We start from the raw sequence: 17014 nt of genomic DNA, 5'->3' as shown, positions 1-17014 counted from the left end.
GGTTCCAAGGAAGTCACGGAGATAGGGTAATCCTATGAAAACAAGGACTATTACAATGAAGAAAGCGCTCCTCGGCAGCCTGGTTTCGGCTGCCCTGCTGACCAGCTTCAATCTGAGTGCCGCCTCTGCCGGTCAGGCAGTGGACGCTCAAGCCGCCACCGACAATGCCTCCAAAGTATCCCAGCAGAAGATCGACAGCTACGCCGAGTCTGCCGAGTCTGCCCTGGCCCAGTACAAGGCCGCCCTGCGCCAGGTCGACAGCCTGCGCACCTACAACGAACAAGTGGGCAAGATGGTCGACTCCCAGAGTGCCGAACTGGCCTCGATGCAGCGCCAGATAGCCCAGATCGATCAGACCAGCACCGAGGTGGTGCCCCTGATGCTCAAGATGATCGACTCCCTCGATCAGTTCGTCGCCCTGGACCTGCCGTTCCAGAAGGTCGAGCGGGAGGACCGCGTGGCGGCCCTGACCGACCTCATGAACCGGGCCGACGTCACCATCTCCGAGAAGTACCGCAAGATCCTCGAGGCCTACCAGATCGAGGAGGGCTTCAGCCGCACCATAGAGTCCTACAAGGCCAGCCTGGACAAGGACGGCGGCGAGAAGACCTACGAGTTCCTGCGCGTCGGCCGCATCGCCCTGCTCTACCAGTCCCCGGATGGCAACGAGACCGGCATGTGGAACAAGAAGACCCGCCAGTGGGAAGAGCTGCCCCAGGAGTATCGCAGTGCGGTTGAACAGGGCCTTCGCATCGCCAAGAAGCAGGCGCCCCCCGCCCTCATCAAGCTGCCGGTTCAAACTGCGGAGAAAGCATCATGAAAGGAATCAGACTCGCCATTGCCTCCCTGATCGCGGGAGCCACCCTGATCACCCTGCCGGTGACCGCCGCCGAGAAACCGGTGGATCTCAATGCCCTGCTGAGCCAGGTCAAGGCCGCCAGCACCAGCGAATCCCAGCTCAACAAGGAGCGGGAGGCCCGCTTCCTGGCTGACAAGAACGAGCAAGGGGCCCTGCTGGCCAAGGCCAAGGCGGAGCTGGCCGCTGAGACCGCCAAGGGCGAGCAGCTCAAGGCCACCTTCGATGCCAACGACAAGCAGCTGACCGAGCTGACCGAGACCCTGCGCCAGCGCTCCGGCAACATGGGTGAGATGTTCGGCGTGCTGCGCCAGTTCGCCGGCGAGTTCAAGGGGATCTTCAACGCCTCCGCCCGCCGGGTCGAACACCCGGAACAGACGGCCCTGCTGACCCGCCTGGCGGAGAGCAAGGAGCTCCCCTCCAGCGACGATCTGACCGCCTTCTGGACCACCACCCTAGGCCGCATGGTCGATGGTGGCAAGGTGAGCCAGATCCCGGCCACCGTGGTTTACGGTGAGGGCAACCAGGCCGAGAAGACGGTGACCCAGATCGGCGAGTTCAACACCGTCTCCGAGGGCAAGTACCTCACCTTCGTGCCGGAGACCGGCAAGTTCGAGCAGCTCTCCCGTCAACCGGAGAAGAGCGTGCTGGAGCCGATCGCCGAGTTTGAACAGGGCAACGGCGCCGTCGAGCCCATCTTCATCGACCCGTCCCGCGGGGTGATCCTCTCCCTGCTGGTGCAGTCACCGACTCTCAAGGAGCGCATCGATCAGGGGGGTGAAGTGGGTTACGTCATCATGGTGCTCGGCGTGCTCGGCACCCTGTTGGCCATCTTCTGCGGTATCCGCCTGTCGTTGATCGGCTCGTCCATGCGCAAGCAGCTGAAATCCGAGCAGATCATCAAGGGCAACCCCATCGGCGAGATGCTGGGGGCCTATCAGTCCCACCGCGGTGACAACATAGAGGATCTGGAATCCAAGCTCGACGAGATCATCCTGCGCAACGTGCCCAAGTTCGAGAAGGGCATCAGCATCATCAAGCTGATCGCCTCGGTCGCACCGCTGCTGGGTCTGCTGGGTACCGTAGTGGGCATGATCGCCACCTTCCAGGCCATCACCCTGTTCGGTACCGGGGATCCCAAGCTGATGGCGGGCGGCATCTCCGAGGCCCTGGTCACCACCATGCAGGGTCTGGTGGTCGCCGTGCCCATGCTGTTCCTCTACACCATAGTGCAGACCCAGAGCCGTCGTCTCATCCAGGTCCTGGAAGAGCAGAGCGCCGGTTTCGTCGCCCGTTATCAGGAACGTCTGCACGCCGCCAAAGCCGCAGCCTAAGGAGTCACCCATGTGGTTCTGGTTGATTGAAGAAGTCGAGTCGGTCCGCCGGTTTCTGGGATTGGGGGGCGACGTACTGGTCGCCCTGTTCTTCCTGACCCTGATGATGTGGGCCCTGCTGCTGGAGCGCTGGTTCTACTTCATGGCGGTCTATCCCAAACAGGTGAAGCAGACCAAGGCGACTTGGCTGGCCCGCAGCGATCACCTCTCCTGGTCTGCCAGGCAGATCCGGCGCGAGCTGGTCTCCCGGGTCGCCATGGCGGTAGACAAGGGCATGCCGGTCATCAAGGTGCTGATCGCCCTCTGTCCGCTGATGGGACTGCTCGGCACAGTGGTGGGTATGGTGCAGGTGTTCGACACCCTGGCCATCACGGGCACGGGTTCCCCCAGGGCCATGGCCTCGGGGATCTCCAAGGCGACGGTACCGACCATGGCGGGCATGATTGCCGCCCTTTCCGGCCTGTTTTTTGTCAACCAGCTCGATCACAAGGCCAAGTTGGCGGTGCAGAAGCTGGAAGACAACCTGAAACACGGCTGATGCAGGATGCACATCCCCGGCAGGCTCAGGCCCGCCGGGGCACAGAACAAGCAAGGAGTTTTTTGCCATGAGAAAACGTCACAGCGACAGCGGTGCCGATGAGGCGGCCATCGATCTGACCCCCATGCTGGACATAGTGTTCATCATGCTGATCTTCTTCATCGTCACCACCTCGTTCGTCAAGGAGTCCGGCGTGGAGATCAACCGCCCGAGCGCCAGCACGGCCGAGACGGTGAAGAAGGGGAACATCATGGTCGCGGTCCGCGAGAACGGCCAGGTCTGGGTCGACAAACGGGTCGTCGAAGTGGGCGCCGTGCGTGCCAACATCGAGCGGCTGCGGGCGGAGAACCCGGAGAGCGCCGTGGTGATCCAGGCCGATACCGAGTCCCGTTCCGGGCTGGTGGTCCAGGTCATGGATCAGATCCGCATGGCCGGTGTCCAGAACATCTCCATCGCGGCGAGCAAGAGCAGCTGATGCCGGAGCGAGCACCATGAGATACCTGATAGCGATAGCGGTCTCCTGTGTGGTGGTGTTCTTCCTGTTTCTGGGAATGAACAAGCTCATCACACCGGAGCACCGGGAGCTGACGGAGAGAGAAGACGTCACCATGACCGACTTCATTCGCCTCAAGCCCCAGGAGACCCTGCAAGAGAAACAACGGGAACTGCCCAAACCGCCGCCCCCGAACCGCCCGCCGCCCCCACCCGAGATGGAGGTGGCGAGCACGGACAGGCCCAAGATGGACAGTGCCCCCATGGACATGCCCAAGCTCGACATCCCGGTCAACATCGGCGGCGGCAACGCTCTGGGTGCCTACAGCACCGGCGGCGGTGGTGGCGGCATGGGCGGCAACAACGGCGCCATGCCCATGGCGACCTTCGAGCCCATGATGCCCCGCAAGGCGGCGCTGGCCGGTCTCGCCTCCGGCAAGGTACTGGTGGAGTTCACCGTCACCGAGCGCGGCACCGTCAGCAACATCCGGATCGTCAAGGAAGAGCCCCGCAGCTACGACCTCGGCAAGGAGGCGCGCAAGACCATTGCCAAGTGGACCTTCAAGCCGGCCATGGTGGACGGCAAGCCCCAGGCAAGCCGCATGCAGCAAGAGATCGAGTTCGCGGTCAACTAAGGAAGGTGGCGATGAAAAAGTTACATACCCTGATCCTCGCCCCGGTGGCCATGGCGGTACTGCTCAGTACCGCCGGCTGGGCCGCCGAGCAGCCCGCCCTGTCTGATCGCGCCTACCGCGCGGTCAACAAGGCTCAGGCGTTGATCACCGAGAAGAAATACGGCGAGGCCAATGCCAAGCTGCAGGAGGCGCTGTCCGGCGCAGGTGAGCGGGTCTACGACAAGGGGGTGATCCTGCAGACCCTGGGCTTCGTGGCCGCCCAGCAGGAAAAATACAGCCAGGCGACCAGATACTTCGCCGATGCCATCGCCACCGGCGGCCTGCCGCAGCCGGTAGCCCAGCAGGTGCGCTACAACCTGGCCCAGCTCTATATGGCGGAGGGGAACTTCAAAGGCTCCATCAGCACCATGAAGGAGTGGTTTGCGAACCTTAGCAAGGACGAGAAGCCAACCCCGCACGCCTACATCACCCTGGCCAACGCCCATGTGCAGCTCAAGCAGTACCGGGAGGCCATACCGGCGGTGGATCAGGCGATCAAGCTCTCCGCGGGCAAGGCGCCTGAGTCCTGGTATCTGCTGAAGATGGCGGCCCACTACGAGCTGAAACAGTACAAGCCTGCCACCGAGGTGCTGACCGCCCTGGTGGACAAGTACCCGGAGAAGAAGAAGTACTGGACCCAGCTCTCGGCCATGCATATGCAGGCGGGCAACGATGCCAAGGCCCTGGCGGCGCTGGAAGGCGCCTACAACCTCGGCATGCTGACCGAGGCGGCCGAGTTGCAGCGGCTCGCCAACTACCTCGCCTTCGCCGGCATTCCCCACCGCGCCGCCCGCGTGATGGAGAAGGCGATGAAGGAGGGGACCATCGAGAGCAGCGCGGCCAACTACAAGACGCTGGCCAACTACTGGCATCAGGCCAAGGAGCTGGATCCGGCCATCGACACCCTGGCCAAGTCCTATCAGCTGGCCCCCAGTGCCGAGCTGCAGCTGAAGATGGCGCGCATGATGATCCAGAGCAAGCGATACAAGGATCTGGTCGCCCTGGCCGCCAAGCCCGCCGCCAATGCCAGCGGCGAGCAGCGGGCGGATCTGAAGTTCCTGACCGGGGTCGCCTACTTCGAGCAGCAGAAACCCAAGGAGGCGCTCAGCGCCTTCACCCAGGCCGCCCAGAATGGCAACGTCAGTGGTCGCGCCTCCCCCTGGATCAGCTTCCTGAAGGAGCAACAGGGCGGCGCCGTCACTCAATAAACCGGCACGCCATGGGCAGGCATCCGCCCATGGCGACTGCCCATCCACAAGGGGGTCAGCCCCGCAGCTTGCCTGGTGGCAATTGGCCGCTCTTCGGAGCGGTCTTTTTTATGGTCCCCTCCCCCGGTTGTCACGAGATCCCTTCATTTATATGAGGCGAAAAAAATCCGGAGCCTGGGCTCCGGATTGGGTCATTGGGTTGACGCGGGGTTAACCCCTCAACCGATTATCTGTCGCTGCATACCAGCTTCAGCAACCGGGATAACTCAATAGTTGCACACCAGCTTCCAGCTGCCATCGCCCGCCTTGGGCTCGTTGCTGGTCCACCAGTTGGCCTGCCACACCGCCTTGCCGTTGGTCATGCGGTCGTTGCCATTGGCGTGATCCCCGCGTGGCCAGGTCGGATAGGCATTGTAGTCCGCCGGGTTGACGTTCTGGCTGGCGCAGGTGGTGCCACCGCTGCCGCCGTCACCGCCACTGCTACCCCCCAGCACCGCCTCGGCCAGGGCCGGGAAGTCGGACTTCAGGCCTATGGTCTGGCTGCCGGCAATCAGGCGCATGCCGCTCGGCACGCCGGCGGCCGGCAGGTAGTAGGTCATGGCCACTTCCACCTCGGTGCCCGGCGCCCAGGCCTTCCAGGCCGGCAGCGTCAGGGCCACCTTGTGGAAGTCCTTCTCATTGGCGATGCCGTCGGAGTTCTGGTTGCCGCCGCTCTCCACCACCTTCAGCCCCATGCCGCTCTGGTCGGTGATGGTGTCGGAGGTGGAGGTGGGCATCAGGAACTCGATGCGGGTGCCGCCCGGTATGGTCTGGGTCGACTTGTTGGTGAGCTTGAGGGTCGGGTTGATCGGGTAGTTGGAGTCCCCTTCCTTGAAGCCGGAGAGGCTCACGCCGATGTCGAGCTGGGCGGCCGGGGCCGGCAGATCGTTCTGCTTCAGGGCCGCCTTGTCGGCCTTGCTGAACTTCTCGTAGGCGAGGCTGGTGAGGGTGCTGCCCATCACGTACTCGTTCTTCGCGGCATCGAAGTCATAGTCTCCCGCCATCTCCCAGAACATGACGCCCCCCAGGCCCCGCTTGACTATGTAGTCGAGCTTGTGACCCATGGACTCTTCATCTTCGGTGGAGAGGAACACCTTCTTCTGCTCGTTCCACAGCCAGGGCGCATGGGCCTTGTCGTCGTAGTAACGCACGTACTGGCCTTGCATCACGTGGGCCGGGTTGTTGGGATCCAGACCCCAGGCCTGGCCGTAGCTCGGCAATGTGGTGATGCCGAGGCTGGCCGCGTGCTCCAGGTTCTTGGCATGCCACATGGGCACGGCGCCGCCGCCTATCTCCTTGCCGTTCTTGTCCAGATCATGCCAGATGTTGTCGATGCCCACCGCCCCGTTGCCGCAGGGGATGGTGCTGCCACCCGTGCCCGGCTGGCAATCGCTCTGGCTCGGCAGCGCCGCCTTGCCCCCCAGGCCGTGGGTGCCACCGGTGACCCCCTGCCAGCCACGGGTGTAGTAAGGCACCCCTATGTTGATCTTGCCCGCCGCCAGGGCGCCGCGGAAGTAGTGGGCCGCCCAGGCGGAGTTGAGATAGCCGATGCCGCCAAACTGGGCCTGGGTGTAGACACCCCACTGGGACAGCTCGGGATCCGCCTTGTTGTCGAACAGGGCGGCGTTGTGGCCGACGAAGTGGTTCCAGGCACCGTGGAAGTCATAGGTCATCAGGTTGACGTAGTCGAGGTACTGGGTGACCTGGAAGTTTTCCATGCCGCGCAGCAGGTAGGCCGAGGCCGGCGAGGCGATGGTCAGCATGTACTTGCGACCGTCCTCGGTCCCGGCGCTGTCGAGCTTGTTGCGCAGGGTCTTCATCAGCACTTCATAGTTCGCAAACAGCTTGCCGCGACACTGGTTGGAGAGCGGGAAGTCGTTGGGGTTGCCCGCATCCTTCATGGAGGTGGGGTACTCGTAGTCGATGTCCACCCCATCGAAGCCGTACTGGCGGATGAAGCCCACCGCCGAGTCGGCGAAGGCGTTGATGCCGGCGGTGTTGACCGAGCAGTCGCCCTTGGTGGTGGCGGCGTAGAAGCCGCGAGTATCGGCCCAGCCCCCCACGGAGATGAGGGTCTTCACGTCCGGGTACTGCTTCTTGTACTTGGACAGCAGGTTGAAGTGGCCCTGATAGGCGAACTCGGGATCCATCTCGGCGCCCGGCACCCCGTTCCAGGTCAGCTTGGTGGCGGCGTCATCCACCTTGATGGTGTGGCTCTGCTCGTCCACCGCCGCGAAGGCGTAGTTGATGTGGGTGATCTTGTCCCAGGGGATGTCGCCCACCAGGTAGGCGGGCAGGCCGTTCTTGCCGGTGCGCCAGGAGGTGAAGTAACCGATGACGCGGCGGCCATGGTCATCCCCCATGCACTCGCTGCCGTCGGCGCGGTAGATCTGGCGCACGTCGCAGGAGAGGTTGCCGCCGGTGGGGGGCAGGGCCGCCTCTTCCACCTGGACGTCCACCTGGGTCGACTCGCCAGAGAGATTGGCCTTGTCGGTCGCCACCAGCTTGAGACCGGTCAGCCCCTTGTTCTGGGGCGTCCAGCTCAGTTGCCAGGGGGCGCTGCTGTCTTCGCCCACCTTCTGGCCATTCACGAAGAGCTCGACCTTGGCGACGTCGTCATTGGCGTCGGTGACATTGCCGGTCACGGTGAGGGCGCGGCCCAGGGTCACCCTGGCCCCGGCGGCGGGGCTGGCGATGTTCACTTTGGGCGCCTCTGGCGCCACCACGGCGGCGACCTGGAAGCTGGAATCCGCCTCGCTCAGCACCTTGCCGTCTTTATCCAGCGCCCGTGCCTTGAGGGCGTGATTGCCCACGCCGGCGGCAGACCAGCTGGCGCTCCAGGGGGAGGCCGTGGCCGTGGCGACCAGGGTGCCGTCGATCAGGTATTCCACCCGGGCGAGCGCCGTGACCGGGCCGCTCAGGGTCACCGCCAGGGCCAGGCTGGCCCCTTCGCTGACGCTGCTGCCCACGGCGGGGGAGCCGATGGCGACCACCAGGGCCGGCGGCGGCACCTCGCCGCCAAAGAGTTTCCAAGCATCGGCCCAGACGGCGCCGACACCGGGTTCGTAGTGGTAGGGCGACGCGCCACACCAGCCGGAGTAAGGGAATTCCTTGCATTCATAGAGGGCGCCTGCGTTGCTGACGATGTCGCTAGCCTTGTAGGCGGTGCCGGCCTGATAGGCGGGGTAGGCGGCCTGCGCCCAGGCAGGGGCGGCCGCAAGGGCGACCAGCATGGCGAGCCTGCTGGGCCTCAAGATCTGTTGCATATTGTTATCATCCTTGTTTTGTCTTGGCTTTTAAGACCGGGAAAAGCGCAATCGCAACAGAGAACAAGGGAGCGACAACAGGCCATGGACGGGCCACAAACCCTCAAGTCACCCTGGGTAACCCCGCTGTCTGGCCCGCTTGGGGCAGATCGGAGGCTTTGCGTCCCGGCATCACTGCCGGTTTGCCCTTTGCCTGGGTTCCGTGAGGAACGGCTCGAGTATAGGAAGCAAGTGGCAACCGCTCAATCTTTATTCTCTAAGGAAAATATGTGAATGCCGGCCGGCTCACACTTCCCCTCAATCGGCCAACTAACCATTAAGTCATTAATATCAATCTGTTAGCCACGTCAAAAAAACGGACTCAGCCTCTTTTGTCTCCCCATAATGTGCGTTGCCTCACTGGTCAGAGCTGCCAGAAATGTGACAATGCGCGCCCTTGGCCAAAGCGCCAAGGCTATGGAAACACTGGCAAAAATAAAAAAAGGAATACCCATGAAAGGAAGACCTACCCTGCTGTCCCTGGCCGTGGGGCTCGCCCTCGCGTCCCCGTCTCTCCATGCCGCCGGCTTCAGCTGCCCGGCCGACAGCGCCCTCACCCCCATCCCCGCCATCCAGGGCAGCGGCGACAAGAGCCCGCTCGTCCCGGGCGATCTGTTCGAAAGCCTCGGGACTGTCAAGGTCAAGGCCCTGGTCTCCGCCCTCGGCGAGAGCCTGAACAGAGGCTTCTACCTGCAGGATCTGCAGGGGGACGGCAACCCCGAAACGTCGGACGGCATCTTCGTCTACCTCAATGACAAAAACTTTGCCAGCAAGTACCCGGGCATCCAGCCGGGGGCCCTGGTCTGTCTGGAGGCCAGGGTCGAGGAGTTCTACGGCCACACCCAGCTCAGGCCACTGGTTGACGGCAACACGCCGCGCCTGGTGGTGCTGGCCCAGGGCGAGGCACCGGCCGCCACGGCGCTGCGGGTGCTGGAAGGGGAGACCCTGGCCCGGGCCCTGGAGCGTCACGAGGGGATGCGGGTGCGCCTCGACGAGGGTAGCGAGCTCAAGATAAGCCGCAACTTCAGCTACGACTACGCCGCCAAGCGCAACAACCTGGTGCTCGCCCACGGCGCCCCGCTGATGAAGCCGACCCAGCTCCATGTGGCGGGCAGCCCAGAAGCCGTGGCGCTGGCCGAGACCAACGCCGGCAACCGCGTCTTCCTCGAATCGGACTTCAAGGCCGCCAACGGCAAGCTCCCCTGGCTGCCGGCCTGGGAGCCGGAGCAGGGCTATCTGCGCATCGGCGATGCCCCGCTCAACCTGGAGGCCATGGTGGGCTACAGCTATGACGAGTACCGCCTGATCGTGCCCAAGGATCAGCGCATCACCGCGGGGGATCTGCTGCGCACCGACGAGAACGACCGCCAGGGCGCCCCGGCCCGCGCTCATGGCAGCGACCTGCGGATCGGCAGCTTCAACGTGCTCAACTACTTCACCAGCCACTCCAGCGTGGGGGGCGCCCTCAACGTGCTCTGCGCGGATCAGGCGGATGCGGACAGCGCCAAGGGCTGCAACCGCGGCGCCAAGAGCCTGGAGGAGTTCCAGTTGCAGCGCGCCAAGATAGTCAACGCCATCGCCGAGATGGACGCCGATCTGCTCGGCCTGATGGAGATGGAGAACAACGGCTTCGACGAGCACGCCGCCCTCCACGATCTGGTGGAAAACCTCAACGCCCACCAGAAAGAGGCGAGCAAGCACTACGCCTTCGTCACCCTGCCCAAGGCCCTGCTCACCGAGGAGCGCTTCTTCGGCGGCGACGCCATCATGGTGGCCATGCTCTATCGCCCCGCCCTGCTCACCCCGAGCGGGGATGCCGAGGTCATCCGACTGCCTGAGCAGCGCTACACCACGGGCGGCGTCGCCAGGAGCGCCGGTCAGCGGGACTCCCTGGTGCAGCGCTTCACCGTGGCGGGCAGCGACGCCCCCCTGACCCTGGTGGTCAACCACCTGAAATCCAAGGGATCGGGCTGCTACGAGAACGGGGATGGCAAGACGGAGCCTGCGGATCTGCAGGGCAAGTGCACCGAGTTTCGGGTGAGCGCCGCCAGGGTACTGGGGGAGGCGGTGAGCAAGATGCCGGGCCAGGTGCTGCTGGTGGGGGACTTCAACTCCTACGCCAAGGAGGATCCCATCCGGGTGCTAACCGACTATGCGCCGGTCGCGGGGGAGCGCCAGATCCGCTCCGCCTCCCACACCTTTATCGGCGAGCAGCCCTACGAGCAGATGGGCCAGGCGGTGGGCAAGGGTTACGGCCTGGTGGATCTGAACGTCAAGTTCAACCAGGCGAAAGCCATCTCCTACAGCTACGAGGCCGAACTCGGCACCCTGGACTACGCCCTCGCCAACCCGGCGCTGGCGAACAAGGTGGTGGCGGTGGCCGACTGGCACATCAACTCCTTCGAGAGCAACCTGTTCGAATATGGCGGCGCCTTCACCGGCGATCTCATCAAGTCGGACAACCCCTTCAGCGCCTCGGATCACGATCCCGTCATCGTCGACCTCAAGCTCAAGGAAGAGAGCAAGGGGGGTGGCGGCGCCATGGGGGCACTGCTGCTGGCCCTGTTGCCGCTGGCCTGGCGTCGTCGGCACTCGTCATGATCCGCATTGAATAACGCTAAAAGCCCGCGACAGCCGCGGGCTTTTTCATTTTGGTCATTTGATTTGTAAATGAAGAGGCAGCCATCATGAAAAAAATAAATGCCAGAACAAACAAAAAGGCCACCGCGATGCGGTGGCCTTAAATATTTGGTGGAGCTACGCGGGATCGAACCGCGGACCTCTTGCATGCCATGCAAGCGCTCTCCCAGCTGAGCTATAACCCCAACTCACCTCGGCGCTACCAAAGTTATCTCTGGCAACGGAGGCGCATGATAGGCATCACCCGCTTTGCTGTCAACCCAAAAATAACGCCCGTTGGAGCGTTTAGTCAAAATTCAGGCAGTTAGCTGTTTTTACCGCCAATTGCGTCGCTATGTCGCTGTTTTATGTCATGAATCTGAGCGCCACACAAAAGCGAAGGGCCCCCTTGCGGGAGCCCTTTTTCAAGCAATGGCAGAGGCTTATTCGGCTGCCATCCGCGCTTCGATATAGGCCAGGGCACGATCGATGCGGGCCAGCACCCGCTCCTTGCCCACCAGCGCCATCACGGCATCGATGGCAGGGGGACGGGCCTGGACCGGTGAGCCTGAATTACTCGGCTGCCATCCGCGCTTCGATATAGGCCAGGGCACGATCGATGCGGGCCAGCACCCGCTCCTTGCCCACCAGCGCCATCACGGCGTCGATGGCAGGGGACTGACCCAGACCGGTGACGGCCACGCGCAGCGGCATGCCGACCTTGCCCATGCCCTGACCCAGTTCGGCGGCGGTCGCTTCAATCAGCTCGTGCAGCGCTTCGGTGGTCCAGGTCTCCAGCGCCGCCAGCTTGGCCCTGGCCAGGGTCAGCGGCTCGGCCGCGACGCCGCGCAGGTGCTTCTTGGCGGCCGCTTCGTCGATGGCCTCGTACTCTTCGAACAGGTAGCGGCTCTGGGCGGCCACTTCCACCAGGGTGTTGCAGCGCTCAGCCAGCAGGGTCACCACGGCAGGCAACGCCGGGCCCTTGCTGGTGTCGATGTTCTGGGCGGCCATGTGCCATTCCAGGTGCTTGGCCACATAGGCCGGATCCAGGCTGCGCATGTAGTGGTTGTTGAGCCACAGCAGCTTGTCGGTGTTGAAGGCGGAGGCAGACTTGGAGATGGCATCCAGGCTGAACAGCTTAATCATCTCCTCCAGGCTGAAGATCTCCTGATCGCCGTGGGACCAGCCCAGACGCACCAGATAGTTCAGCAGGGCTTCCGGCAGGTAGCCGTCGTCGCGGTACTGCATCACGGAGACAGCACCGTGGCGCTTGGAGAGCTTGGCGCCGTCGTCACCCAGGATCATGGAGACGTGGGCAAACTCAGGCACGGGCGCGTTCAGGGCCTTGTAGATGTTGATCTGGCGCGGGGTGTTGTTGATGTGGTCTTCGCCACGCACCACGTGGGTGATCTCCATGTCCCAGTCATCGACCACCACGCAGAAGTTGTAGGTGGGGGCGCCGTCGGTGCGGCGGATGATGAGATCGTCGAGCTCGGTGTTGGCGAACTCGATGCGGCCACGGACGTGGTCATCGAACACCACTGAGCCTTCGGTGGGGTTGCGGAAGCGAATGACGTGGGGCGCATCGGCCGGGTGATCGTGGGCGGCATCCCGGCACTTGCCGTCATAGCGGGGCTTCTCGCCGCTCGCCATCTGGCCTTCGCGCAGCGCCTCCAGGCGCTCCTTGGAGCAGAAGCACTTGTAAGCACGGCCATCGGCCAGCATCTCGTCGATGATGCCGTTGTAGCGATCGAAGCGCTTGGTCTGGTAGTAGGGACCCTCATCCCAGTTCAGCTCCAGCCATTCCATGCCCTCAATGATGGCGTCGATCGCCTCCTGAGTGGAACGTTCCAGGTCGGTATCCTCGATACGCAGCACGAACTCGCCGCCCTGGCTCTTTGCGAACAACCAGGAATAGAGTGCGGTACGGGCACCGCCGACATGCAGAAAGCCGGTCGGGCTGGGAGCAAAACGGGTTTTGACTTTCATCTTTAAGCCTTGTGTAGAGGGCCTTGGGCCAATGCGTTAGAAAAAACCGTCGCATTTTAGCACTCAGAATCACGGATGGGAAAACCATGCAATAGCCGGGGCCTAAACAGGTCTTGATTCCGCCGGGGTACCGTTCTTTGAGAGGGATCGCAGAACCACCCCTCATTTTCAGCTTTGCTGATCAACATTGCTGGAGGAATCTCCCGCCATGCCGATAATTCATACAACTTTCTACTCACAAGGAACACGAGATGCAGTTTCGCTCCATCCAGAATCGCATCCTGGTACTGGCGGGGATCGCCATGACCACGGCCCTGGTCATCCTGATCCTGCTCAACCAATACTCGAGCAAGCAGTCCCAGCAGCTGACCATCAGTTCCAGCCGCGCCGCCCTGCAGCAGGAGGCCTGGCAGAAGGTGAGTGCCAACGCCCGCGCCGAGGCCGCCACCATCACCCAGTTGCTGCAAAAGGGTCTCTCCTATACCCAGCAGATGGCCAGCGTCTTCGCCCAGCAGCAAGGGGGCAAGCTGCCGCTGGATCGCCAGCAGGCCACGGATCTGCTCAAGGCGCAGCTCGGCCTGGAACCTCAGCTCTACGGCGCCTTCGCGGGCTTCGAGCCGAACGGCTTCGACGGCCAGGACAGCGCCTTCGCAGGCCAGAGTGCCCTTGGCAGCGATGACAAGGGGCGCTTCGTCCCCTACTTCTATCGCGACAAGGAGAACATTGGCTCGGATCTGCTGCTCTCCATCGAGAAGAGCGACCCGGACGAATTCGGCAATCCGGCCAACGACTACTACGCCTGCCCGAAACGGGAGGGGCGCTCCTGCCTCATCGATCCCTTCAAGGTGGACATCAACGGCCAGCAGGTGCTGGTGAGCACCATCACCACCCCCATACTGGTGGGCGGTCAGTTCAAGGGCATTGCCGCGCTGGATCTGGCGGTGGACTCCATCAGCCGCCAGGCCCAGTCCCTCAACAGCAACATCTATGACGGCAAGGGAGAGACCCTGATCGTCAGCGCCGCCGGCGTCATCACAGGCACCAGCGGGGACCCCAGCCTGCTCGGCGGCCGCGCCGACAAGCTGCTGGGCGACGGCTGGCAGCAATACCTCAAGCCCGAGCTGCAACGCCAGGAGCTCGACGAGGCGTTTCGCATCTCTGTGCCCATCGCGGTGCCAGGCATGGCCCGCAACTGGGCCATCATAGTCACCCTGCCCTACCAGGTGGTGCTGGCGGGGGCCGATCAGCTGGAGAGCCAGCTCACCGAGATGAACCGGGCCGCCATGACCCAGCAGCTCATCGGTGCCCTCATCGTTCTGGTGCTGGCCCTGGCCACCATGCTGGTGATCGCCCGCAGCATTACGGGCCCCATCCGCCAGATGGTCAGCCTGGTGGATGACATCGCCGATGGCGAGGGGGATCTCACCAAGCGCCTGAACACCCGCTCCCAGGACGAGCTGGGGTCACTGGCCCGCGGCATCAACCGCTTCATCGACAAGTTGCAGGTGCTGCTCGGGGACGTGCAGAAGACAGCGAGCGAGGTCCATCGCCACGCGGGGGATACCGACCGCATCGCCGGCCAGACCGACAGCAACCTGCAGCATCACCAGGCGGAAATGGAGCAGATGCTGACCGCGGTGCAGGAGATGTCCTATGTCAGCCAGGAGGTGGCCACCCACGCCAACAACACCGCCGACTCCGCCAAGCAGGCACAGGGGGCGGCGGATCAGGGCAAGGTGCGCTTCCAGCAGGTGATCCAGTCCATGCACAAGGTGGCGGCCGAGGCGGGCAAGGGGGCCGAGGTGGTCGAGGGGCTGGCCCACGACAGCGAGCAGATCACCAGCATACTCACCGTCATCCAGGGCATCGCCGATCAGACCAACCTGCTGGCGCTCAACGCCGCCATCGAAGCGGCCCGGGCCGGCGAGCAGGGGCGCGGCTTTGCGGTGGTGGCCGACGAGGTGCGCAAGCTGGCGGGCAACACCCAGCAGGCGGTGCAGAACACCCAGGAGCTGATCGAGAAGATCCGCCACAGCTCGGCCAATGCGGTCAACGCCATCCAGCAGAGCCAGCAGCTGACCCATCAGGCGGTGGGCGAGGCCGATCTGGCGGAGGCGGCCCTCGACAGCATCTTCCAGGCCATCGCCACCATCAACGACATGACCTATCAGATAGCCTCCGCCGCCGAGGAGCAGAGCTCGGTTTCCGAGACAGTCTCAGGCAACCTGTCAAAAACCAACGCACTGGCCAACGACATCGCCCAGGATGCGACCAATACGGCGAAAGCCAGCCAGGCCTTGCGCCAGGCGGCCGAGCGTTTGCAGCAGTTGCTGGGGCAATTTCGTCTCAGCTGATAATTTTCATGCTCAGGGCTCTCCCCCTCGGGGGCGAGTCCGTTTACCATAGGCGCTATATTTGCCTGATGGCAGGCAATGTAGTGAGAGGTAAATGCCGTGCCCACCCCGGACCGTCGCCCACGTGGCCATAACAGACGAGCCCAGCAGCGTCGCCAAGACGAATCACAAGGAACCCTGCTCCATCGTATCAATGCCGCTACCCTGCCCCTGCGTCAGCGCCTCGGTCAGGGCATGAGCGGCCTTGGTCAGCGCAGCAAGGAACCCAGAACCAGTTCATTCAAGCTGGCGAGCCCGCTGCCGCGCAAGCACACCATAGGCCTGCTGGTGTTGGTGCCTCTCTGGCTGTTGCTGCTCGCCTGGGAACCCGCCCCCGCCGCCCCCAGGGCGGCCCCTTCCGGTTCGCTCGCCGTGCCGCTGGCCGTGCCGACCCAGGCGCTGACCGTGGGCAACGGGGCCGCAGGCAGTGCGCCGGTCGCGGCCAAACCGGTCGAGGAGAAGGTGGATGGCACCTGGCTGCAACACGAGGTGCAGGCTGGCGAGACCCTCTACTCCATCTGGCGCAAGTTTGAACTGCCCGGGGCCGAGCTGAGCCGCCTGATCGCCATAGAGGGGCCGGACAGGCCGCTGACCCGGCTGCAATCGGGCAAGTCGGTGTTCATCCTGGTGGACACAGGCCGCCGCATCCAGCGGGTCGAGATCCGCTCCTTCGGTCAGGCAAACTACCGCTACGACCGACAGGGTGAAGGGTTCGCCCTCAAGGAATAAAAAACGGGAGGCCATGGCCTCCCGTTTTTTTGACCAGAAGCATGAAACAAGCCGCTGACTTCCCAATACTTTTAGCTCGCTCAAAAAATGAAAAGTGCCAAATTGACAAGGGATCGGGCTCCAGTACAATCGATTGTGCTTTAGACAGGGATTGTACTGCATGCCACTGGAACAAATTGACGTAGTCAGTCATGGGTAGGCCCCTGCATTCTAGGCAAATGCTGCCCAACAAGGCGTTAGTTTCATTTTGTTATAGATAGGACTTACCACATGTCTGACATTCGCACCGGCCAAGTAAAATGGTTCAACGAAACCAAGGGTTTTGGCTTCATCGAGCAATCCCAGGGACCGGACGTATTCGTTCACTTCTCCTCCATCCAGAGCACTGGTTTCAAGACCCTGGCTGAAGGTCAAAAAGTCCAGTTCACCGTGACCCAGGGCAAGAAAGGCCCCCAGGCTGAGAACGTGACTCTGCTCTAAGCCGCACTTGTGAACTCGCAGGAGGAGCCAAGGCCCCTCCTATTTTTTTGCCCGCCGTTTCCCCTTCCCCGCCACGCTCATAAGCCTGTCCGCAGCAACCACAACCCTCCCCAACACCTGTGCACAAAGCGGCTACAGAAGACATGGGTCTGATCTGGCTGAATGCCGGATACGACAAATCATCGCTGCGCGATGTGATGGACAATTCAAATGGATGATGAGGACTTCGAAGAGAGATTGGATTCGTGAGCTTGGGGGAGAGAGATTGAATTTGAAGAGAGATTGGAGCGGGAAACGAGACTCGAACTCGCGACCCCGACCTTGGCAAGGTCGTGCTCTACCAACTGAGCTATTCCCG

The 17014-nt window shown here is 63.0% G+C and carries 13 protein-coding genes, 1 tRNA gene and 1 riboswitch; of the genes, 10 read left to right on the top strand and 4 right to left on the bottom strand.

Annotation, left to right across the window (positions count from 1 at the left end; genetic code table 11):
* The first annotated feature begins 55 nt into the window (after positions 1-55).
* The 6 genes from HB860_RS02570 (at position 56) to HB860_RS02545 (ending at position 5102) form a co-directional block, all read left to right on the top strand.
* On the top strand, positions 56-820 hold the full coding sequence (locus HB860_RS02570) for a DUF3450 domain-containing protein (protein ID WP_202046608.1): 765 nt from the start codon (positions 56-58) through the stop codon (positions 818-820).
* On the top strand, positions 817-2190 hold the full coding sequence (locus tag HB860_RS02565) for a MotA/TolQ/ExbB proton channel family protein (protein ID WP_139439731.1): 1374 nt from the start codon (positions 817-819) through the stop codon (positions 2188-2190). Before HB860_RS02570 ends, HB860_RS02565 begins: the two co-directional genes overlap by 4 nt.
* A gap of 10 nt (positions 2191-2200) precedes the next feature.
* The gene (locus tag HB860_RS02560) at positions 2201-2728 is read left to right on the top strand and encodes a MotA/TolQ/ExbB proton channel family protein (RefSeq protein ID WP_139439732.1); all 528 of its coding nucleotides are present in this window, start codon (positions 2201-2203) and stop codon (positions 2726-2728) included.
* Positions 2729-2795: 67 nt separating this feature from the next.
* Positions 2796-3203, top strand: coding sequence for an ExbD/TolR family protein (locus HB860_RS02555; protein WP_005327075.1), 408 nt, complete (start codon positions 2796-2798; stop codon positions 3201-3203).
* A gap of 16 nt (positions 3204-3219) precedes the next feature.
* On the top strand, positions 3220-3855 hold the full coding sequence (locus HB860_RS02550) for an energy transducer TonB (protein ID WP_247625655.1): 636 nt from the start codon (positions 3220-3222) through the stop codon (positions 3853-3855).
* A gap of 11 nt (positions 3856-3866) precedes the next feature.
* Entirely contained in the window at positions 3867-5102 is a 1236-nt protein-coding gene (locus tag HB860_RS02545) for a tetratricopeptide repeat protein (RefSeq protein WP_247625654.1), read from the top strand.
* A 266-nt stretch (positions 5103-5368) separates the two neighbouring features.
* On the opposite strand, the gene HB860_RS02540 is transcribed toward HB860_RS02545, so the two are convergent.
* Positions 5369-8407, bottom strand: a complete 3039-nt coding sequence (locus HB860_RS02540) for a glycosyl hydrolase family 18 protein (protein WP_432612666.1) — start codon at positions 8405-8407, stop codon at positions 5369-5371.
* 113 nt (positions 8408-8520) lie between these two features.
* Positions 8521-8604, bottom strand: a riboswitch (cyclic di-GMP riboswitch).
* Between the two features lie 295 nt (positions 8605-8899).
* On the opposite strand from HB860_RS02540, the gene HB860_RS02535 reads away from it, so the two are divergent.
* The gene (locus HB860_RS02535) at positions 8900-11047 is read left to right on the top strand and encodes an ExeM/NucH family extracellular endonuclease (RefSeq protein WP_247625653.1); all 2148 of its coding nucleotides are present in this window, start codon (positions 8900-8902) and stop codon (positions 11045-11047) included.
* A gap of 148 nt (positions 11048-11195) precedes the next feature.
* Here the strand turns inward: HB860_RS02535 and HB860_RS02530 are convergent.
* Positions 11196-11271 (bottom strand) — tRNA-Ala (locus tag HB860_RS02530).
* A 367-nt stretch (positions 11272-11638) separates the two neighbouring features.
* Positions 11639-13054: a glutamate--tRNA ligase gene (gene gltX / locus HB860_RS02525; RefSeq protein ID WP_139436726.1), complete on the bottom strand. Its 1416-nt coding sequence runs from the start codon at positions 13052-13054 to the stop codon at positions 11639-11641.
* 251 nt (positions 13055-13305) lie between these two features.
* Between gltX and HB860_RS02520 the strand changes: the two genes are divergently transcribed.
* Together HB860_RS02520 and HB860_RS02515 are read left to right on the top strand one after the other, a co-directional pair.
* Positions 13306-15408: a methyl-accepting chemotaxis protein gene (locus tag HB860_RS02520; RefSeq protein WP_247625652.1), complete on the top strand. Its 2103-nt coding sequence runs from the start codon at positions 13306-13308 to the stop codon at positions 15406-15408.
* 99 nt (positions 15409-15507) lie between these two features.
* On the top strand, positions 15508-16176 hold the full coding sequence (locus HB860_RS02515; RefSeq protein ID WP_247625651.1) for a LysM-like peptidoglycan-binding domain-containing protein: 669 nt from the start codon (positions 15508-15510) through the stop codon (positions 16174-16176).
* Here the strand turns inward: HB860_RS02515 and HB860_RS02510 are convergent.
* Complete coding sequence (locus HB860_RS02510; protein WP_247625650.1) at positions 16166-16369, bottom strand: hypothetical protein; 204 nt, start codon at positions 16367-16369, stop codon at positions 16166-16168. The genes HB860_RS02515 and HB860_RS02510 overlap by 11 nt on opposite strands.
* Before the next feature lie 77 nt (positions 16370-16446).
* Between HB860_RS02510 and HB860_RS02505 the strand changes: the two genes are divergently transcribed.
* Positions 16447-16656, top strand: a complete 210-nt coding sequence (locus HB860_RS02505) for a cold-shock protein (RefSeq protein ID WP_005327092.1) — start codon at positions 16447-16449, stop codon at positions 16654-16656.
* The last annotated feature ends 358 nt before the right edge of the window (positions 16657-17014 follow it).

Origin of the sequence: Aeromonas genomosp. paramedia (genome assembly GCF_023093515.1) — a bacterium.
Lineage (GTDB): Bacteria > Pseudomonadota > Gammaproteobacteria > Enterobacterales > Aeromonadaceae > Aeromonas.
The sequence above is the reverse complement of the archived record's forward strand: the minus strand, read 5'-3'. Positions and strand labels throughout refer to the sequence as shown.